We start from the raw sequence: 21,474 nt of genomic DNA, 5'->3' as shown, positions 1-21,474 counted from the left end.
AACCGACATTATTCGTGCTTACTCCTTGTTTTTAATGAGTTTTTGACACTTCTGATTTAAATGAAAAATATGCTAATTTTGTAAGAAAAATTTGTGTCACATTCCATCTCCATACCAGAAATCACAAAAAAGCTAGAATATTATTGTAGTTATCAGGAACGTTGTCATAATGAAGTGATTGACAAACTCAAAACCTTCTATTTAACTTCCGAAGAAAGAGACACTATAATTGTTCATTTGATTCAAGAAAATTTTTTGAACGAAGAGCGTTTTGCCTGTAGTTTTGCCCGAGGGAAACACAATATTAAAAAATGGGGAAAGGTTCGCATTGTAAACGAATTGAAGTTTCGAAATATTTCCAAATACAACATTGACAAGGCTTTAAAAGAAATTACTCCCGAAGGCTATCTTAACACTTTTTACGAATTAGCCGAAAAACAATGGGAATTCATCAAAGAAACCAATCCTCAAAAAAAGAAAAAGAAATTTTGCGACTATTTGCTTCGTAAGGGTTGGGAAAGTCATCTGGTTTTCGAAAAGCTGAATGAAATCACCAATGACAATGAATAATTGAGATTACTTGGTTAACAAAATAGAAACGGCATTTCCTCCAAAACCAACCGCATTTACCAATACTTTTTTAATTTTTTTTCTTGCAATCTGTGGCTTTGCAAAGGGTACTCCGATAAATTGTTGGTGTTGTAGCATTAATACCGCCAACTCTACACTCAAAATTCCAGACGAACCAAAAGTATGTCCGATTTTCCATTTATTGGTGGTCAGCATCGGAAGTGCTTTTCCAAATACTTTTTGAATGGCTTTGTATTCGGATAAATCGCCTTTAATGGTTCCTGGCGCATGCATCACAATAGCATCCACTTCAGAAGCATCTATGCCTTTTAATGCCATTGCCATCGATTTTTGAAAACAATCGGCTTCCGTTGAAATGGAAATACTGTGTTCTAAAATATCGGTGGCGTAGCCCATTCCTGAAATATAGGCCAAAGCATTTGCTTTTTCGCCGACTTCCAAACAAGCCATGGCTGCTCCTTCGCCTAAAACCATCGAGTTTTTGGTTTTTTCCAAATCAAACGATCGGCAAGGAAATTCCGAATCCAAATTCGAATATATTTTTAAAGCTTGCATTTGCGCAATGGTAAACGGCGTTAAGGGTGCTTCACTTCCACCCACCAAAAACTTATCCATCATTCCCGACTGCAACCACGCGATACCATTTAACATGGCGTGCAAAGCTGTAGAACACGTAATGGAATGCGAAACTTCCGGACCCGTTGCTTTTAAATCGTGCGCAATCCAAGAAGAAATATTCCCTAATGTAGTCGTGGGCGATGCTAAGGTTGCCGTTTTTCCGGTTTCTACAAATTCTTGATGGTGTTTTTCGAATAGTTCGGTGGCCCCACGAGAGGAACCAATATTGATTCCGAAAATATCGTTGGATGTCCAACCCGCATTTTTTATCGCTTGACGGGAAGCCAAAATACCGTACAAAACAGAATTGTCTAGCGATTTGTATTTGATTTCAGAAGTTTTTAATTGTGCTATCAGTGCTAACAACGCTTCCGGAATGGCCGCCACAGAAACGGTTTGATTGCCAATTTGCTTTTTTGCAATCAACGAAGTCTCCTTCAAGTACTCTTCCCAAATCGATTCGGGTTGATTTCCTAAAGAAGAAAAAGAAGATAAGGCGGTTATAGCAATCGGTTTCAAAATACTGTTTTTATGTAACGGCAAAGGTCGCAAAGTTTTTCGCAAAGTACACCAAGCAATGTAAATCTTATTGCAATTTTAATACACTTCTTCTAATGCTTTCTCAATGGCTTGATAGACTTTTTCCAATTGGTCATCCGAAATGATATACGGCGGTAAGATGTACACGATGTTTCCTACTGGGCGTAAAATAATTCCGTTTGCAATGAAAAAAGTATAGAGTTTGTTTCGAAAGTTTCCATAATAGGATTCAGCACTATCGGTTTTAAATTCCATGGCAAAAATCACTCCGAGCACTCGCGTCGTTTTCACTCTTGGATGTTGTTCTATTTTCTGTTGAAATGCCAAATGACGTTTATTCACTCGTTGGATATTCTGATGCATGGCTTCCGATTCCAACAATTGCATACTGGCCAAAGCAGCTGCACATCCTGTAGGATTTGCCGTAAAAGTATGTCCGTGAAACAATGCTTTATTAACATCGTCATCGTAAAAACCTTCAAAGATTTGTTGGGTAAACGTCGTAATCGCCATCGGAATCGTCCCTCCAGTTAAGGCTTTCGACAAACACATCATATCGGGTTGGCTCTTTAGATAATCACAGGCGAAATTTTTTCCGGTTTTTCCAAAACCTGTCATCACTTCATCGGCAATCGTAAACACTCCATGCTTTTGACAAAGCGAAATCAATTTATCCAATTCCGAAGCTTCATACATGACCATACCTGCCGCACCTTGCACAAGGGGTTCGAAGATAAATCCTGCAAAATCATTGGTTGCCACCAGTTTTTCCAACGCTTCTAAACTCGTCTTTTCATTTCCTTTGGTGGGAACGGGAATCCGAACCACATCAATCATCGAGCCTTGAAACGCTTCTGTAAAAAAAGAAATACCGCTTGTTGCCATAGCAGCAAACGTATCGCCGTGAAACGCATTTTCGAAAGCAATTATTTTAGTTCGCTTTTGTCCTTTATTGTAAAAATACTGCAGGGCTACCTTTATAGCGATTTCCACAGCCGTCGAACCATTGTCGGAAAAAAACAGTTTCTTTTGATTGTTGGGTAAAATTTCCATTAACTTTTCAGCGACTTGAACCGCAGGTTCGTGAGTGAAACCACCGAAAAGCACATGTTCCAAAGTCGTCAATTGTTTGTAAATCGCATCGGCAATAAACCTATTGGAATGCCCGAAAGGATTCACCCACCACGAGGCAATCGCATCGATGTATTGGTTGTTATTTTCATCCCACAACAACGCGCCCTCACCTTTTGTAATGGCAATGTGCGATTGTGCCGTTTTGTGCTGCGTATAAGGGTGCCAATTGTATTGGCTATCTCTTTCTGATAAATTCATTTTCGTTTGATTTATGCTAAACTTAAAATAGTTTCACGGAATAAATCGGCGTAATATTTTACTACATTTTGGTCAAAATACGGCTCTTGATCGATTCGACCGATACATTTTAACCCTGTTTTATTCAAAATTATGGATTCGGTCGCCTGGTTTTCATCTCCGGAGAATACAATTCCAGCCAGTTTAATGTTTCTATTTTGCAACGCTTCAATGGTCAGCAACGTATGATTGATACTACCCAAGTAATGTCTGGAAACCACAATCACTTTATAGTCTTTCTGAATCAAATCGATTACACAATCTTTTTCATTCAGTGGAACAAAAATACCTCCTGCCCCTTCGATTACTAAATGATTTTTGGTTGTGGGGGCGACAATTTTGTTCAAATCGATCGTTATGCCGTCCAATTGTGCCGCAAAATGTGGACTCGCTGGTGTATGGAGCTGGTAACTATTCTCATGGATAACCGTTGTCGTGTTTGAAATATACTTTTTGATTTTATGGCTGTCTGAATTGTCTAAATCGCCTGCTTGTACCGGTTTCCAATAATCGGCCTCTAAAGCTTCGGTAATGATGGCAGAAGCAATAGTTTTACCGACATCGGTTGATATACCTGTGATGAATAGTTTCATGTGATTTGTTTAACCGCAAAGTTCGCAAAGATTGAGCAAAGTTCACAAAGATTAAAAAATTAATTTCGAAAGTGTTTCCAATACTAAGGAGATTTCTGCTTTCGAATTGTATGCATGCAAACAAAAACGCAATCGTTCTTGTCCTTCCGGAACAGTTGGCGACAAAATAGGTTTGACATCAAAGCCTTTTTCTTGGAATTGTAATGCTATGGTCTTTACTTTTTCGTTACCCGGAATAATGGCGCATTGAATGGCCGATTTACTATAGACAAACATGTTTTTTAAGCCGAGTAGCATCTTTTGTTGATTGAAATGTACACTATTTTCTTTCAATTTGAGAATGGCATCGGAATCCAATTCCAATTGCTGATAGGCGATCAAAATAGTCGCCACGGCATGCGGCGAAAGTCCAGTAGTATAAATAAAACTTCGGGCGAAATTGACCAAATACTGTTGTAATTCTGAACTACCTAAAATAGCTGCTCCATGACATCCTAATCCTTTTCCGAAAGTCATAATTCGGGCGAAAACACGATTCTGAAATCCTAAGCTTTGTAGCAATCCTTCTCCTTTTTCGCCAAAAACACCCAATGCGTGCGCTTCATCGACCACCAAATAACAGTTGTACTTTTCACACAACTGCACCATTTCTTCTAGATGGGGTGAATCACCATCCATCGAGTACACCGATTCGATAGCTACATAGATTACCGTTGATTCGTTTTGACTGCGTTTTATAAGTCTTTCTAAATCCTCTACATCGTTATGTTGGAATTTATAGGATTTGGCATTAGAGAGTTGAATTCCATCGCGAATGGAGGCGTGACATAATTCGTCGTACAAAATTACATCATTGCGCTGCGGCACAGCGCTAAAAAAACCCACATTGGCATCATAACCCGAATTGAAGATTAAAGCGGATTCACATTCATGAAATTGCGCTATAACATCTTCCGTTTTTTGATACAGACTATGATTCCCAGAAATTAAGCGTGACCCGGTGGCTCCGTTTATTTTGAAGTGATTATCGACCAAGAATTGATGCGTTTGATCAAAGATTACTTCTGATTTTGAAAAACCCAAATAATCATTGGAAGAAAAATCGATTCGATTAGCAACCACTGGCAAACTGCGTAAAGCATTGTTTTGCTTTCGCTGTTCTAATTTATGGGATAACGATTTTGGAAACCTCATACAACAAAGGTAAAGTATTACAAACGTAGAATATTACATTATAAAAAAACAACTCCAATTTTCTTGACGTTTTTGAGTTCGTCAACCTCTATAAACAAACAACCTTTGGTGTCTTTTATTTTGAAATTAAAGTCGGCCGCATAGATTTTTTTGATTTGTTCGTGTTTGGCAACCACCTGATCAAAAGTAGAGCCAATAGTTAATCCGTTCAATTTCCATTTTTTATTGGTGATGGTAATGTTTTTGATTACGCCGCTTTGCATTTCAATGACCAAACCATCGTAATTGAGGGTAAATATCGGAGCTTCGTCTTTTTCATAGACTTGCTTATCAATCGTTGTTGCTTTGCCAATAATGGCTTGTATTTTATCGGGATCGGATTTTGTACAAGTGTTGATGCTTTTATTAGTTTTGGCATTTTGCAAAGGCAGGGTACAAGCAACTTGTTGTGCGGAGATAGTGGTTGCACCAAACAGCATAAGTGCCAAAAGAAGGTAGGTTATTTTTGATTTCATATTTCTACATATTATCAATCTAAAGTATAAAAAAAGCCAAACATTTCTGCTTGGCTTTCTACTTTTATTTTGAATCGTCTTAGTCGGCTAAAACAATTACTTTATTATCGTTCATTTCGATAGTTCCAGAATTAATTGGCAACCAAAATGTTTGTTCGTTTACTTTATTGAATTTTGCTTTAAATTCTTTGGCAATTTTCAAATCAGAACCTACAATTTTTACGTTTCCTTCTTTTAATAATGACACGATTGGCGCGTGATTATTTAACATTTGGAACTCACCATTTACTCCAGGAACGGCTACCGAAATAACTTCTCCTTTAAATAAAGTGGCTTCTGGTGATACTATTTCTAAAATCATATTTTAATTGATTAAGCTTCTGCTAACATTTTTTGTCCAGCTTCGATAGCATCTTCGATAGTACCTTTAAGGTTAAACGCTGCTTCTGGAAGGTGATCTAATTCACCATCGATAATCATGTTAAATCCTTTGATAGTATCTTTAATATCAACCAATACCCCAGGGATACCTGTAAATTGCTCTGCAACGTGGAAAGGTTGTGACAAGAAACGTTGTACACGACGTGCTCTTGATACGGCTAATTTATCTTCTTCTGATAATTCTTCCATACCTAAGATCGCGATGATATCTTGTAATTGCTTGTATTTTTGTAGAATTTCTTTTACTCTTTGTGCACAGTCGTAGTGCTCATCCCCTAAAATTTGAGGAGTTAAGATACGAGAAGTAGAATCTAACGGGTCAACCGCTGGATAAATACCTAACTCAGCAATCTTACGAGACAATACGGTTGTAGCATCTAAGTGCGCAAACGTAGTTGCTGGCGCTGGATCCGTTAAGTCATCCGCAGGAACGTAAACCGCTTGTACCGATGTAATAGATCCTTTATTTGTAGAAGTAATACGCTCTTGCATTGCACCCATCTCAGTAGCCAATGTTGGTTGGTAACCTACCGCTGATGGCATACGTCCTAAAAGTGCAGATACTTCAGAACCCGCTTGTGTAAAACGGAAGATATTATCTACAAAGAAAAGTACGTCTTTCCCTTGGTCTGAACCCGCTCCATCACGGAAATATTCTGCAATAGATAATCCTGATAATGCTACACGAGCACGAGCTCCAGGTGGCTCATTCATTTGTCCGAAAACGAAAGTCGCTTTTGAATCTCTCATTCCTGGTTTATCAACTTTAGATAAATCCCATCCTCCATTTTCCATAGAGTGCATGAAATCGTCACCATATTTGATAATTCCTGACTCTAACATCTCACGAAGTAAGTCATTCCCTTCACGTGTTCTTTCACCTACTCCTGCGAATACTGAAAGTCCACCGTGACCTTTTGCAATATTGTTAATTAACTCCTGAATCAATACCGTTTTACCTACACCGGCACCACCGAATAATCCAATTTTACCTCCTTTTGCATAAGGCTCAATTAAGTCGATTACTTTAATACCTGTAAATAAAACTTCTGATGAAGTTGATAAATCTTCGAATCTAGGTGCTTGTCTGTGGATTGGCAATCCGTTAGTCCCTTCTTTTGGTAAATCTCCTAAACCATCGATAGCATCTCCTACTACGTTGAATAAACGACCGTAAATGTCAGCACCAATTGGCATTTGGATTGGAGCACCTGTAGCCGTCACATCTGTCCCTCTAGACAAACCGTCTGTAGAGTCCATAGAGATCGTACGAACCGTATTTTCTCCAATATGAGATTGAACTTCAAGTACTAAAATAGTACCATCTTTTTTAGTGATTTCTAATGAATCGTAAATTTTTGGTAATTCAGCATCGGCAGTATTAAACACAACGTCAACTACTGGACCAATGATTTGAGCAACTTTTCCTATTACTTTAGACATGCTTATGTATTTATTAAATAGCTATTTAGTTATCAAAAACAAAGTGTTTTTTCAAAGCGCAAAGATAAATGTATAATTGTGAATTGCAATATAAAATTTTGGTTTTTTTAATGAATATGAATAAAAACAAAAAACCACCACTTAATGTGATGGTTTTAAAGTTATTATATTTTCAACTTACTATAGAGAAGTTGGATATTGTGTTGGGTATAAGCCCAAATCAATTGGTCTAAAAGTAGCACCATATTTAACATTAATTGCTTCTAAAAAGCTATTTGCAATTAAAGCATAACCTCTAGCACCTGGATGAACACCATCTAAAGAGAAAGCTCCTCCTGTTAAAAACGAAGCCGACATGTGATAGTTACCAAAACGATATCCACCGTTCACTAATTTTGCCATAATCGCTTTAGCATCAACAAAAGCCAAATTATGATCTTTAGCTGCATTAGCAATAGTTACATTATAAGCATCTGTAGCCACTTTGATAGCATCCAATTCCGAAGGAACTAACAAATGCTTGTCTTGTAATGGATATGTTACACCAAATTTATTCAATGGTGCTGGTGGAGGGAAACCTAAACCAGAGTTTGAAGCAGTTGGTGCAGTACCGATTACAGATTGTGTTGGCAACAAAATCAAATCTTTATCTGTTGCTTGTCTAGCTTGACCAAATACCATTCCGTAAAAGGCAGCATTTGCAGGCCCCAAAGAAGGCGTAAACAATGTTGTTAATTGTGATGAAAGATTTACTAAACTTTCGTCTTTAATTAACAATTTATTTTTCCCACCTGAAACAAACAAAGCAATTCTACTTGCTGAATTAGCATCAGCAGAAGTACATAAAGGATGCGATAAAGCCCCTTTTAATGGTCCATATAATTGTGCATTTAAAGCAGTAATTGTTGCTTCACCTACTGCAGCGTCTCCAGCTCCTAAAGCTTTTGGCGTTAAAGGATTGTAAGGAACTGTCGTAAAGTGAGGTAAATTATTTACATAAGGTAAATTAGCTACAACACCTTTTTTACCACCCGCTGACAGTTGTGTTGCCAAATCGTTATATGCAGCTTCAAAATTTGCCGTTGGAGTAATTGGGTTTGAACCATCACCACCAGACAACGCATATCCTAAAACATCATTACCTCCAATCCATAAAGAAAAGAAAGTTGGGTTTTGAGAAAGCGCATCAGCTAAAACTGTAGTACTTGGTGCCGAAGCAAAACGTCTAAAGTAAGGGTTTCCTGCAGAACTACCGTAACCAGCAGCTAACAAATGAAAACTTTTAGCACCTGGGATTCCAAAATTATTAAAAGGACCCGCTAGTACCGTAGTCGCTTCTGTAGTTTGAGTTCCTGGAGGAGAAACCAAACCGATATTTGGAGTAGAGGCATCGAAAAAACCTTTTAGTACTAAACGCGGTGCAAACTGAGAAGGATCTCCAGGGAAAGGAGCACCTCCAAATAATAACCCACCTGTGTTATCATTCATATAAGGAACTTTAAATGATCCGCCTCCAACTTGAGCAAATTGCTTCGCTAATAAACTTGGATAGGAATTATCTTGTCCTTTAGCAAACAATGCACCATCACTAAATCCTGCTGCAAATGAATCCCCTAAAGCAACATACTTAGAAAAATTTGCTGACCCTGGAGTTACTGGAATTTCAGCAACCGTATCGTCATCTTTATCACACGCTACAAAGGTTAAGGAAACCAAGAATAGCCATTTCATATTTTTAATCATATTTTTTACTTTAATAAGTTATACCTTGATTTATTATGGATTAATTGTCCAAGAAGCATAATATTGTCTTCCGATCATACCTGCTCCAGGTACTTGAATATAATCTTTTCCTGCAATATTTGCACCACCTACTTTAACCACTGATTTCAAGAAAGGAATAGAGTAATTAATTTGCGCATCAAACACAACATTTTCAGGAACGACTGCATCTACGAAAGACGACTCCCATAAATATTCAGTATTCCATCTTACGTTAGTATTGAAACCAAAGTTTTTAAACAATTTCTCACTTCCAAAAGATCCTTTGGCTCTGTGTTTTGGTGTGTTGAAACCAGCAATAAAATCTGGATCAGCTGCTTGATCAAATTCAAATCCTGAGTAGTTATAACTACCTCCGACATCAAATTTTCCAACTTTTCTATTCACCCCAACACCTACTCCGTAAGAATCCACTTTTACATCAGAATTCGTGTAAATTTGGAATACTCTTCTATCTCCAGCAGCAATTGCAGCAGCAGCTAAAGGAGTTCCAAAACCATAATAAGGTGTAATTACTCTTTCTTGACTTAAGAAATCATTGTACGTATTGTAATATCCAGAAATATCAACTGATAATTTTTCAATGATTGTTCTATATCCCAATTCCAAAGCCTGTACTCTTTCTGGTTTAACTAAACCAATGTTTGCTACTACTAATTTACTAGGATCACCTGTAGCAGCTACTTCTTGAACAGATTTTAAAGAATATGATTTTGTATACGCATCAACTCCTGTTAATACAACTGAAGATGGTTGTCCATATGAAGTTTGTCCAAGCGTACTAATTTGTCTTGTTTCAATATAACGAGTTAAGTTGTCTTTTGCAGATCCAATTAAAGCGAATGGCCCTAAATCTAAACCAATGTATTGATCTTGAGTAGTTGGATTACGGAAACCTGTTTGGTAAGAGGCACGGAAATTGTGTTTTTTCTCAGCACCTAAAGCATACGTCATAGAAACTCTTGGAGAGAAATTTCCTTCGAAGTTTTGAGATTTGTCGTAACGAACCGAACCTGTAAATTTAGCTCTGTCGTTTAAGAATTTCTTTTGAATTTGAGTATACGCTCCATATTCAGTATATTTTAATGGTTCAGAAGGCGTATCAGTAAAGATAGTACCATTAGAATCCATAGTGTATTTTCTTGCAGAACCACCTACTTGAATTTCAGCAAATTTTACTTCATTTTTGAAGTTGTAATTTGCATCTGCATGGTGTATTTTTGAGTTGTCTTGGAATTTAGCCCCTGTAATTAAACTTGGATCTGAAGAAACTTTTGCCAATGCTTTTACAAATTCTGGAGATCCTGGCTCAAGTCTTGGTTGTCCCACTGGAGCATTTGCAAATTGTGGTAATAAGTTAAATCCAGCCGTCGTTGGTAAAATATTTTGATCCGCATAATTTCTTCCAATAGCAGCAGCTTGAGTGGCATTGGAACCTAAATAAGCTTGTGACAATTGAAATGCAGTTGCATAATTCGTAAACCATTCTACATCCGATTTTGCTTCTCTATTAATATTCCAAGCCGCGAAACGCATGTCATAAGAATTTCCAGCATTTTCTGCTGTTCTGTAAGCTCTTACGAAGAAATTATCACCTTTAACTTCGAATTTAGTTTGATCCATATAGAAATCTTTCAGCGCATATCTATTGGCACCTTGATAAACTGTATTTCCGAAACCTAATTTGTGTTGTCCAATAATTTCAATTCCTTTTGCGAAATTATTAGAAGAATTTGCCCAAGGGCGGAAGTGTAACGAAGCATCAAATTTTGCATTTTTGATTTTACTATCGTTAAGATCTTGTTCTCTATAACCTGTTCTACTTACTTGACCTACATTTGGAATGAAAGTAGTCACCTCATCACCATATAAGTTTAAACCATCATAGTTTTGATTAACATCATGACCAACACCTCCATCAGTTAAACTTCTGGTATCATTAGCAATCCATTCAGTTGCTTCCATGTATGTGAAGTTTGCTTTTGCTGCAAAATGGTCTGTGAATTTTTTAGCAACTCTTACACCAAAATCATAGAAAGGATTTTCACCCGCTGCATTTTGGCTCGTTCTACCATATTTGAAATACGTAGAAATTCCTTCTTTCGTAAATGGACTTCTAGAGTTCATAAACATAATTCCGTTGAAAGCATTTGCACCGTATAAAGCTGAAGATGCTCCTGGTAAAATCTCTACATTTGCCACATCCACATCAGATACTCCCAAAAGGTTTCCTAATACGAAGTTCAAAGCAGGAGAAGAGTTATCCATACCGTCTACTAACTGCATGAAACGCGAGTTAGCAACTGTTGCAAATCCACGAGTATTAATCGATTTAAAGTTAAAACTACTTGTGTTAAAATGCACGTCTTTCAAGTTTTCTAAACCTTCGTAGAAAGACGGTGCTGTAGTGTTTTTAATATCTTTTAACCCCATTCTTTCGATAGTAACTGGCGACTCTATAATTCGCTCTGGAGCTCTAGAAGCAGATACTACGATTTCATTTAATGAAGTTGATTCTTCTACAAGTACAACAACAATTTCTTGTTCTTTAGAAGCAACTTCCAATGTTTGTGACCCAAATCCCATCATAGAAACTTCTAATGTAAAAGGAAATGCGTTTTGTGTTTTTAATAAAAATTTACCGTCGAAACCAGTAGATGTCCCTGCGCTCGCACCTACGATTTTTACGTTTGCACCAGGAACAGGCTGACTCTTAGCATCCGTCACGGTTCCTGAAATTGTCGTTTGCGCAAAAGTTAATACGCTAATAAACAATGACAAAATAGTAAAATAGATTCTCATTCGTTTTGAATTTTGTTGGTTTAAGAAGCCAAAATACGACTTTTTTTATTAAAATCGTAAAAAAAGGAAAGAAAACTCAACAAGAGTCGCTATTTTAGAAATTTTATCTAAATGATTTTAAGACCGATTTTTAATTTTTATTTAACATTTTGACATTTTAATTAAAAACAAACTAATTATGCGTGCATAATAAATGTTTTTTTTGATTTTACTGCAAAAAAAAGCGAGAATAATCTCGCTTTAAAATGTATTGTAAAAATTAGTTTTGGTAGATTATTCTACGGTAACTGATTTTGCTAAATTTCTAGGTTGATCGACATTACATCCTCTCATCACCGCAATATGATACGATAATAATTGCAATGGAATGGTAGTCAACAACGGAGATAAAGCATCGGAAGTTTCTGGAATTTCGATCACGTGATCGGCCAAATTGCGAACTTGTTCGTCGCCTTTGGTCACAATAGCAATGATTTTACCACTTCTTGACTTAATTTCCTGTACATTACTCACCACTTTGTCATAATGTCCTTGTTTAGGCGCAATAACAACAACTGGCATTTGTTCATCAATTAAAGCAATCGGTCCGTGTTTCATTTCAGCAGCCGGATATCCTTCTGCGTGTATATACGATATTTCTTTTAGTTTTAAGGCTCCTTCTAAGGCTACTGGAAAGTTATAACCTCTGCCCAGATACAAACAATTGGTAGCATCTTTATAAACAGAAGCAATTTCTTTAGCCACCTCATTGGTTTTTAAAGCTTCTTCTACTTTTTCAGGAATTGCTTCTAGTTCCGATAAATATCTATGGAAATCAGATTTTGACAAGGTTCCTTTTGCTTGTGCTAAACGCAAAGCAATCATAGTTAACACTGTAATCTGAGTCGTAAATGCTTTAGTTGAAGCTACCCCAATTTCTGGTCCAGCATGCGTATATGCCCCAGCATGTGATTCTCTAGAAATGGAAGAACCTACAACATTACAAACACCAAACACAAACGCTCCTTTTTCTTTGGCTAATTTAATTGCCGCTAAGGTATCGGCAGTTTCACCCGATTGTGAAATCGCAATGACAACATCTTTTTCGTTAATAATTGGATTTCTATATCTGAATTCAGATGCATATTCTACTTCAACAGGAATTCTGGTAAATTCTTCAAAAACATATTCAGCTACTAAGCCAGCATGCCAAGAAGTACCACAAGCAATAATTAAAATACGCTGCGCATTGGTGAATTTTTCTAAATTATCTTCAATACCCGCCATTTTAATCAGGCCTTCGTTAGAATGCAAACGACCACGGTAAGTATCTTTAATTACGCTTGGTTGTTCGTAGATTTCCTTCATCATGAAATGATCATAACCCCCTTTTTCAATTTGCTCCAAATTCATTTGAAGTTCTTGAATATAAGGATCCACTAATGAATCATCTTTGATTTTGCGAATTTTTAAATCCTTGTGCATACGCACGATTGCCATTTCTTCGTCTTCCAAATAAATAGCATTAGAAGTGTATTCTATAAAAGGTGAAGCATCAGATGCAATAAAAAATTCATTTTCACCAATTCCGATAGCCAAAGGGCTACCCAAACGGGCTACAATAATTTCATCTGGTTTTTGTTTATCAAAAACACAAATTGCATAAGCACCAACTACTTGATTTAATGCAATTTGAACTGCTTTTCCAAGTTTGATATTTTCTTTTTTCTGAACTTCTTCAATCAAATTGACTAAAACTTCGGTATCGGTGTCCGAATGGAACACATATCCTCTATTAATTAGCTCTTTCTTCAGGGGTTCATAATTTTCAATAATTCCGTTATGCACAATAGCTAAGTTGCCAGAATTAGAAAGGTGTGGGTGTGAGTTAACATCGTTTGGAACACCGTGAGTAGCCCAACGCGTGTGACCAATCCCAATAGAACCATTTTGAGTGATTTCCTTCTCTGCTTTGGCTTCAAGGTCGGAAACTTTTCCTTTGGTTTTCGATAATTTTAAATCTTTTCCGTCATAAAGCACTAAACCAGCACTGTCATAACCTCTATATTCAAGTCGCTTTAATCCTTTTATTACAATTGGATAAGCTTCTCTATGTCCTATGTATCCAACAATTCCACACATAATTTATTAATTAATTTGGTTTGGTATAGCTAATTTTAAATCGAACTCTTTTATCGTAATTTGCAACATCGGTTGAAGGTACGTTTCCAAACAATATCGTTCCTAAAGGATTTATTACCGCCGCCATAGGGTATTGGGTAATTATTTTTGAAATGCCTTGAGTGTTTGAAACTGTTTGTGATGTTTTCAGCATAGCATACCTTACTTCATTAATATCTTCCGAAATTACCAATCCCAATCTAACATTTTTTTCTTTCAATTCTGCTAAATCTTTCGATTTTAACAAATTAGCAATATGTTCGGTAACTCTAATTTTGTAGGTCTTTTTATCACTTAAAATTCCGCCAAAAATATACTTTGCTAATTTAGGGAAAGCAGTGTTTATGGAATTGTCGAAATTGTAGTCATACAATCTTTTATTGGTATCAGCGTCATACAAATACACGCGATTCGGATGAAACTTATAACCCGAACCTACACCTGTAGCGGTTTCATTGACTGTAAAAGTCAAGTAGGCATCATTAATTAAAAGGCCTTTCGTTTTACTTAAATTCCAAAGATTTTCTAACTCACTAAATGTAGGAAATAATTCTACGAAGGTCGTTGACCCTTCTCCTCCTTTTAAATACAAGTTTTCATGTCCATTGGTTCCTGCAATTGGTGCAGAAGCGGGTGTAGAATATACATCGTTGGCATGATTAAACAAATTAACATTGTTTGCTGAAAAATTCAAGGTCAATTCTTTCATTGCTTTAACCGAAGGCTGACCCGATATTTTATCTTGTTTGTAATAAATCGTTACATTTCCTTTGGAAAAGTCCAACATCATCATACTTCCTCTACTACCAGAGACTGTTTGCGTTTGAAAATATAGTCCTTTATAAAAATTTTTAAAGGCATCGTTAGTCGCTAAATTAGAAGCACCTGCATTCAAAATCGTTGAACCAAACTTTACAGGATCTAACATCAAACGCATTCTAGGCGCAGCTCTACTTTCTATGTTTTCGGCGGTTTTTGGCATCATTACCAAATTTTCAACCTTATATTTTACAAATTCTTTATCACTTGGTACAAAAGCAGGATTATCGTATACTGGATCTGCTGGGCTTACTTTCGCTGCATCAAAAAGTCCGTCTTGATTGGAATAATATTGCGCACTAGAAGAAGGATTAGAAGCATCAAAATCACTTAAAGTATATCCGTTTCTGAAAATTTTCAGTCCGATTGGATCAATTGTAGTTGCATTGGAATAAATTGAATCTAGTCTATAAGTACTTCTACCCGTTACCTCTAAAGTTCTTTTTCTGCTGAAATAAGGCACTGTCAATACTACACTATCAATTGCAATATTAGTAGTAAAAACAGGAGCTTCTTTTGCTAAATCAAGTTGAGTTACAAAATTTGCTGTAGTCGTTTCAAATTTATCATTTTCTAAATACCCTAACTGATGCACCGGCAACTTATTCGTTTGTACAGGACCTAATTTAGAGTTGTATGCATAAACGGAAAAATCTTCCCCGTCATTAAAATCGTAATTTCTATCCCCTATAACGCTTCCACCAATTGAGTTATAATCATTATCGCACGACACAAAAAGTACAGTAGCAAAAACAACTGCAAGAGTTTTTAAAATATTGGTATTCATTTTTTTAACCTAAGATTTGATTTTTATAAAATTCAGTATATGCCTCGGCATACTTTTCTTTCGGAGCGAAAGGTAGTAAAGGTTTTTTTGAAGCTTCTATAAATTTTGTTAAATTTGGAGTAATGTTTTCAGAGGCAATAACCACTCCATCAGAATGGTTGATAGACGCCATCATAATGTTCTCGAAAGTAGGATTATCTAACTCTTGAATTGCACTTTCGGGCACTCCGTCAAATTGTACTTTTTTACCCATTTCTGGATCCAAAGTCCCTTCGAAACCTTGATTAAAAACAGAAGTTACGATCTTAGTATCGGCAAATAATGCCTCATCTTTATAATAGTGCTTCATGTAAATCGGCAGCATGGCAGCCATCCAACCTTGTACATGAATAATATCAGGAACCCAGTTTAGTTTCTTTACCGTTTCTACCACTCCTTTTGCAAAGAAAATAGCTCTTTCATCATTATCTGAAAACAAAACACCATCTTCATCTGTAAAAGTAGCTTTACGCTTAAAGTACTCGTCATTATCAATAAAATACACCTGAATTCTTTCTTTAGGAATGGAAGCAACTTTAATAATAAGCGGCATATCTACATCATTCACTACTAAATTCATACCAGACAAACGAATTACTTCGTGTAACTGGTGTCTTCTCTCATTCACATTACCATAGCGTGGCATAAAAATACGAATTTGTCCACCTTGGTCATTTATCATTTTCGGTATGTCATACGACATTAAAGAAACCTCATTTTCAGCTAGATAGGGCACTACTTCGGATGATACATACAAAATCCTTTTATCCTCCATGTTTATTTTTTGTTTTGTTTATTGAACACAAATCCATGCAAAATTACAAAAATTTATGAAGATATTGACTAAAATAGTAAGTTTGCATATCATTTAATGATTTTTATATGCCCATTTTTGTTAAACAAAACGAATTAAAATCGCACTTAAAAACTTTTTTAGAGCAAAAAAAGACAATAGGATTTGTTCCTACGATGGGCGCTTTACATCAAGGACATCTTTCTTTGATGACCGAATCATTGGAAAACAATGCGGTTACTGTGGTGAGTATTTTTGTAAATCCGACGCAGTTTAATAATCCCGAAGATTTAAAAAAATACCCTCGAACTTTAGAAGTCGATTTAGAAAAAATAAACGGTTTAAACAAAGACATTATCGTTTATGCGCCTTCCGTTGAAGATATTTACGAAGGAAATACCAATTCTAAATCCTTTGATTACGACGGATTGGAATTCCAAATGGAAGGCAAACACCGTCCCGGCCATTTTGATGGCGTTGGGACTATTGTCAAAAAACTCTTCGAAATTGTCTTACCCACCAATGCCTATTTTGGCGAAAAAGACTTTCAACAACTCCAAATTGTAAAGAAATTAGTCGAAAAACACCGAATGCCCGTCAATATTATTGGTTGTGCCATTTATAGAGAAGCCAATGGTTTGGCGATGAGTTCTCGCAACGAAAGGCTTTCGGCAGAGGAAAGAAAAAATGCAGCGATTATTTACAAAATCATAAAAGAAGCCAAACAATTGTTTGGCAAAAAAAGTGCTAAACAAGTAAGCGATTGGGTCACCAATCAGTTTAAAAAACAATCTCTGTTTACTTTGGAATATTTCGAAATTGCCGATGAAAAAACACTTTTAGAATGCAAAAGAAAGAGCAAATCGAAACAATACAGAGGTTTTATTGCTGTTTTTGTAAACAATATTCGTTTGATAGATAACATTTCATTAAAATAATTTAATTTTGCAGTATGCGAATTCAAGTTGTAAAATCTAAAATACACCGAGTAAGGGTAACAGGTGCCGATTTAAATTATATTGGCAGTATTACTATTGACGAAGCTTTAATGGAGGCTTCCAATATTTTTGAAGGTGAAAAAGTATCTATCGTAAACATTAACAATGGCGAAAGATTGGAAACCTATGCAATTACCGGACCAAGAAATAGTGGCGAAATCACACTAAACGGACCCGCCGCTCGTAAAGTACACAAAGACGATATCATCATCATTATTGCCTACGGTAGTCTTGATATTGCAGAAGCCAAAAGTTTTAAACCTGCCATCGTTTTTCCAAACGAAGAAACCAACTTGTTACAATAATTTTGAAAGCAAAAGTTAGTTCCTATGCTGGCATTATTATTCCTTTATTACTAGGGGCTGGACTCACCTATTACACTTACAATTCTTTTTCTCCTGAGCAAATTGCTCAAATGAAAAGCTATTTTAAAACAGCCAATTACAATTACGTCTTAATCTCCTTAGTAATTGCAGTCTTCAGTTATATTTTCAGAGCCTATCGTTGGAAATATTCCTTAACCGAAATTGGTGTTACGCCAAACTTCAAATTGAATCTATTAGCGGTAAGTGTGGGTTATTTTGTGAATTTGACCATACCACGTTCGGGTGAATTTTCAAGAGCCTTAATTCTGAAAAAATACCAAGACGTTCCTTTTGATAAGGCTTTTGGAACCATTATTGCAGAAAGAATTGTCGATTTATTCTTTTTGTTGGCTTTTGTATTCACGGCGTTAGCACTAGAATTTCACACTCTTAAAAATTTTCTATTATTTTACATTCCTGTTTCAAAACTGATTACTATCCTGATCATTGGGTTGGTTTTATTTTTGACCTTTGTCTTATTGTACAGCTATTCCAATTGGAAATATATTTTACTTTTTAAAACCAAAGTAACAGGATTAAAAGAAGGTATTTTCAGTGTCATGCACATGCCCAATAAATGGAAATATTTGTTTTTTACCTTGTTGATTTGGCTGTCCTATATCCTGATGTTTTACATCACCGTGTTTTCCCTTGAAGCTACCAGCAACATAAGCATCGGAACGATAATAGTTGCCTTCGTTATTGGCGGATTAACCATGTCATTTACCAATGGTGGCTTTGGATTTTTCCCTGTTTTAATTGCTAAAATTCTCTTTTTATACAGCATTCCTTTGGAAGCGGGTAACGCTTTCGGTTGGATAATTTGGACTTCCCAATTACTGATCACTATTTTAATGGGAATATTTGCCTTTTTGCTATTGCCAATAGTGACTCGAAAGAAATAAATTATTATCTTGCTCTTTCTATCAGCAATGTAATAATTTAAGTTATGAAAAATATTTTCCTAAGTGTAGCCTTATTCTTTTCCATCACACTTGTATCTCAAACTACTGTAGACCAGTTTTACTCAGCAAAATTGGGAGCTAAAAGAGAAATCACCGTAAAACTACCCGCAAATTATGATAAAAACCCAGAACGAGTATATCCTATGGTGCTGGTTTTGGATAGCGAATATTTATTTGGCATTTTTGATGGCAATCTAACCTATGGAAAATATTGGGACGATATGCCTGATGTTGTTTTGGTTGGAATTGGACAAAACAAGAACAACGAGCGTTATGACGATTCCGAATTTGATGAAAATACGGGATTACCAAAAGGGAAAGGAGCTGCTTTTTTCGAATTTATCGGCACCGAATTATTACCACATTTAGAAAAAAAATACAGACTTTCTCCGTTTAAAGTCATTGCAGGTTTAGATACGACTGCAGGATTCATCAATGCTTTCTTATACAAAGAAATCCCGTTGTTTAACGCCTACATTTCTATGAGCCCTGAATTAGCTGCTGGAATGGAGCAACGTGTAGCGCAACGTTTAAGCGTTTTAAAAACCCCTATTTTTTATTATCAGGCTACTGCCGATGGTGATTTGAAAAAATTTCAAAAACAAATTAAAAAATTAGACGAAAACATTAAAGCTATTAAAAAAGACTCAACGTCTACTTTGAATTATAAATTTGATGATTTTAAAGGAATTGCACATTATGGCATTGCTCCCAATGCAGCTCCAAGTGCTTTATACCAAATTTTTTCGGTGTACCAACCTATTTCTTCTATCGAATATCAAGAAAAAATTGTTGTATTAAAAGAAGGCTATGTTGATTATTTGAACAAAAAATATGAAATGATTGACAAAGCGCTGGGTGTAAAAATGAAAATGCGTCTAAGCGATATGAAAGCCATTGAAGCGGCTATCAAGAAAAATGAAGCCTGGTACGAATACGAACAATTGGCTCAAATATCGGGTCAGCAATATGAAAAATCAATGTTGTATGATTACCACATGGGCATGTATTGGGAAAAAAGAAACGACCTTAAAAAAGCCATGAAGTTTTATCAAAATGCCTTTATTAAAGAAGAAATTGGCGATTTAACCAAAGACATGATGATGAATAAGGCAGAAGATTTAAAAGCCTTGATGCCCAAAAAAGACAAACTAAAAGGCGGAAAAGGAAAAGACAAAAAAACTGAAGATTTGCTAGAAGAAACACCAGCAGAGACTCCAACAGACGTACCTACAGATGCTCCAGCAGAAGAACCTAAAAAAGAAGAGAAAAAAAGCGAATAATTTAGATACATGGCCAAAATAAAAACGTCTTTTTTTTGCCAAAGCTGCGGAAGCCAATATGCCAAATGGCAAGGTCAGTGCAACGCTTGCAAAGAATGGAATACGATTGTTGAAGAAATTATTCAAAAGGAAGAAAAAGCAAGTTGGAAAACCGAAACTTCTTCGGTTAAAAAGGCTTCTAAACCCTTAAAAATAAAAGAAATCGATTCGGGTGAAGAAATCCGAATGGATACAACCGACGGCGAACTAAATCGTGTTTTAGGAGGCGGATTAGTTCCAGGCTCTTTAACGCTTTTAGGTGGTGAACCGGGTATCGGAAAAAGCACCTTGTTACTTCAAATTTCTTTAAAATTACCCTACAAAACCTTATACGTTTCGGGAGAAGAAAGTCAGAAGCAAATCAAAATGCGCGCCGAGAGAATTACACCCGACAGCGATAATTGCTATATTTTAACCGAAACCAAAACACAAAACATCTTTCGCCAAATTGAAGAAATAGAACCTGAAATCGTGATTATCGATTCGATTCAAACGCTTCATACTGATTATATCGAGTCTTCTGCCGGAAGCATTTCGCAAATTCGCGAAACCACCGCAGAATTGATAAAATTTACCAAAGAAACCAATGTTCCGGTGATTTTAATTGGCCATATCACCAAAGATGGCACCATTGCTGGCCCTAAAATTTTGGAACACATGGTCGATACCGTTTTGCAATTCGAAGGGGACCGAAATCACGTGTACCGCATTTTGCGTTCGCTTAAAAACCGTTTTGGTTCTACGGCCGAATTGGGCATTTATGAAATGCAAGGCTCCGGATTACGAGAAGTTTCCAACCCATCTGAAATCTTAATTTCACACAAAAACGAGGAATTATCAGGAACCGCCATTGCTTCTACTCTAGAAGGCATGCGTCCTTTAATGATAGAAATTCAAGCGCTAGTTTCAACTGCCGTTTATGGCACGCCACAACGAAGTACCACAGGTTACAATGCCAAACGACTGAACATGATTTTGGCCGTTTTGGAAAAACGTGCCGGGTTTCGTTTAGGAGCAAAAGACGTCTTTTTAAACATTACGGGGGGTATTTCGGTAGATGACACCGCCATCGATTTGGCAGTAGTAGCCGCTATTTTATCTTCTAACGAAGACATCTCGATCGATAAAGATTTTTGCTTTGCAGGCGAAGTAGGACTTTCGGGCGAAATTCGTCCCGTAAATCGTGTCGACCAGCGCATTCAAGAAGCCGAAAAATTAGGATTTTCAACCATCTTTATTTCCAAATACAACAAAGTCACTTTGAAAAATACCGCAATCAAAATCAAAATGGTAGCGAAGATTGAAGACGTGGCGAGCGAATTGTTTGGGTAAAATT

At 36.4% G+C, this 21,474-nt stretch carries 18 protein-coding genes; 6 read left to right on the top strand and 12 right to left on the bottom strand.

The window, feature by feature from the left end; genetic code table 11:
* Window positions 1–93: 93 nt before the first annotated feature.
* Entirely contained in the window at window positions 94–570 is a 477-nt protein-coding gene (locus EQG63_RS03960; protein WP_129434650.1) for a regulatory protein RecX, read from the top strand.
* A gap of 6 nt (window positions 571–576) precedes the next feature.
* Here the strand turns inward: EQG63_RS03960 and EQG63_RS03955 are convergent, their stop codons facing one another.
* The 12 genes from EQG63_RS03955 to EQG63_RS03900 form a co-directional block, all read right to left on the bottom strand.
* Window positions 577–1,752 carry a beta-ketoacyl synthase N-terminal-like domain-containing protein gene (locus EQG63_RS03955; RefSeq protein ID WP_394343566.1) on the bottom strand — a complete coding sequence of 392 codons (1,176 nt, stop codon included), beginning with the start codon at window positions 1,750–1,752 and terminating at the stop codon, window positions 577–579.
* Window positions 1,753–1,806: 54 nt separating this feature from the next.
* Window positions 1,807–3,081: an adenosylmethionine--8-amino-7-oxononanoate transaminase gene (bioA, locus tag EQG63_RS03950; RefSeq protein WP_129434648.1), complete on the bottom strand. Its 1,275-nt coding sequence runs from the start codon at window positions 3,079–3,081 to the stop codon at window positions 1,807–1,809.
* Between the two features lie 11 nt (window positions 3,082–3,092).
* Complete coding sequence (gene bioD / locus EQG63_RS03945; RefSeq protein ID WP_129434646.1) at window positions 3,093–3,713, bottom strand: dethiobiotin synthase; 621 nt, start codon at window positions 3,711–3,713, stop codon at window positions 3,093–3,095.
* A 51-nt stretch (window positions 3,714–3,764) separates the two neighbouring features.
* On the bottom strand, window positions 3,765–4,907 hold the full coding sequence (locus EQG63_RS03940) for an aminotransferase class I/II-fold pyridoxal phosphate-dependent enzyme (protein ID WP_129434644.1): 1,143 nt from the start codon (window positions 4,905–4,907) through the stop codon (window positions 3,765–3,767).
* Between the two features lie 38 nt (window positions 4,908–4,945).
* Window positions 4,946–5,422, bottom strand: coding sequence for a hypothetical protein (locus EQG63_RS03935; RefSeq protein ID WP_129434642.1), 477 nt, complete (start codon window positions 5,420–5,422; stop codon window positions 4,946–4,948).
* A 79-nt stretch (window positions 5,423–5,501) separates the two neighbouring features.
* Window positions 5,502–5,783, bottom strand: a complete 282-nt coding sequence (locus EQG63_RS03930; protein ID WP_129434640.1) for a F0F1 ATP synthase subunit epsilon — start codon at window positions 5,781–5,783, stop codon at window positions 5,502–5,504.
* 11 nt (window positions 5,784–5,794) lie between these two features.
* Window positions 5,795–7,306, bottom strand: coding sequence for a F0F1 ATP synthase subunit beta (atpD, locus tag EQG63_RS03925; protein WP_129434638.1), 1,512 nt, complete (start codon window positions 7,304–7,306; stop codon window positions 5,795–5,797).
* Window positions 7,307–7,486: 180 nt separating this feature from the next.
* A complete protein-coding gene (locus EQG63_RS03920) occupies window positions 7,487–9,037 on the bottom strand; it encodes an SGNH/GDSL hydrolase family protein (RefSeq protein WP_317125540.1) in 1,551 nt (516 codons plus the stop codon).
* A gap of 45 nt (window positions 9,038–9,082) precedes the next feature.
* Window positions 9,083–11,890 (bottom strand): TonB-dependent receptor, encoded by a 2,808-nt coding sequence (locus tag EQG63_RS03915; RefSeq protein ID WP_129434634.1) that lies wholly within the window; start codon window positions 11,888–11,890, stop codon window positions 9,083–9,085.
* Between the two features lie 273 nt (window positions 11,891–12,163).
* Entirely contained in the window at window positions 12,164–14,011 is a 1,848-nt protein-coding gene (gene glmS / locus EQG63_RS03910) for a glutamine--fructose-6-phosphate transaminase (isomerizing) (RefSeq protein WP_129434632.1), read from the bottom strand.
* A 10-nt stretch (window positions 14,012–14,021) separates the two neighbouring features.
* On the bottom strand, window positions 14,022–15,656 hold the full coding sequence (locus EQG63_RS03905; RefSeq protein ID WP_129434630.1) for a DUF4270 domain-containing protein: 1,635 nt from the start codon (window positions 15,654–15,656) through the stop codon (window positions 14,022–14,024).
* 4 nt (window positions 15,657–15,660) lie between these two features.
* On the bottom strand, window positions 15,661–16,470 hold the full coding sequence (locus EQG63_RS03900; RefSeq protein WP_129434628.1) for a glycogen/starch synthase: 810 nt from the start codon (window positions 16,468–16,470) through the stop codon (window positions 15,661–15,663).
* 107 nt (window positions 16,471–16,577) lie between these two features.
* Here EQG63_RS03900 and panC point away from each other — a divergent pair, with 107 nt between their 5' ends.
* The 5 genes from panC to radA are packed head-to-tail and all read left to right on the top strand — an operon-like array spanning window position 16,578 to window position 21,470.
* On the top strand, window positions 16,578–17,426 hold the full coding sequence (gene panC, locus EQG63_RS03895) for a pantoate--beta-alanine ligase (protein ID WP_129434626.1): 849 nt from the start codon (window positions 16,578–16,580) through the stop codon (window positions 17,424–17,426).
* A gap of 14 nt (window positions 17,427–17,440) precedes the next feature.
* Entirely contained in the window at window positions 17,441–17,791 is a 351-nt protein-coding gene (gene panD, locus EQG63_RS03890) for an aspartate 1-decarboxylase (RefSeq protein WP_129434624.1), read from the top strand.
* 2 nt (window positions 17,792–17,793) lie between these two features.
* The gene (locus tag EQG63_RS03885; RefSeq protein WP_129434622.1) at window positions 17,794–18,756 is read left to right on the top strand and encodes a lysylphosphatidylglycerol synthase transmembrane domain-containing protein; all 963 of its coding nucleotides are present in this window, start codon (window positions 17,794–17,796) and stop codon (window positions 18,754–18,756) included.
* Between the two features lie 44 nt (window positions 18,757–18,800).
* Window positions 18,801–20,099, top strand: coding sequence for an alpha/beta hydrolase (locus tag EQG63_RS03880; protein WP_129434620.1), 1,299 nt, complete (start codon window positions 18,801–18,803; stop codon window positions 20,097–20,099).
* A 9-nt stretch (window positions 20,100–20,108) separates the two neighbouring features.
* Complete coding sequence (gene radA / locus EQG63_RS03875) at window positions 20,109–21,470, top strand: DNA repair protein RadA (RefSeq protein ID WP_129434618.1); 1,362 nt, start codon at window positions 20,109–20,111, stop codon at window positions 21,468–21,470.
* Window positions 21,471–21,474: the final 4 nt, after the last annotated feature.

Origin of the sequence: Flavobacterium amnicola (genome assembly GCF_004122165.1) — a bacterium.
Classification (GTDB): domain Bacteria; phylum Bacteroidota; class Bacteroidia; order Flavobacteriales; family Flavobacteriaceae; genus Flavobacterium; species Flavobacterium amnicola.
Note: the sequence above shows the minus strand (reverse complement) of the source record. Positions and strands in the feature narration are given on the sequence as shown.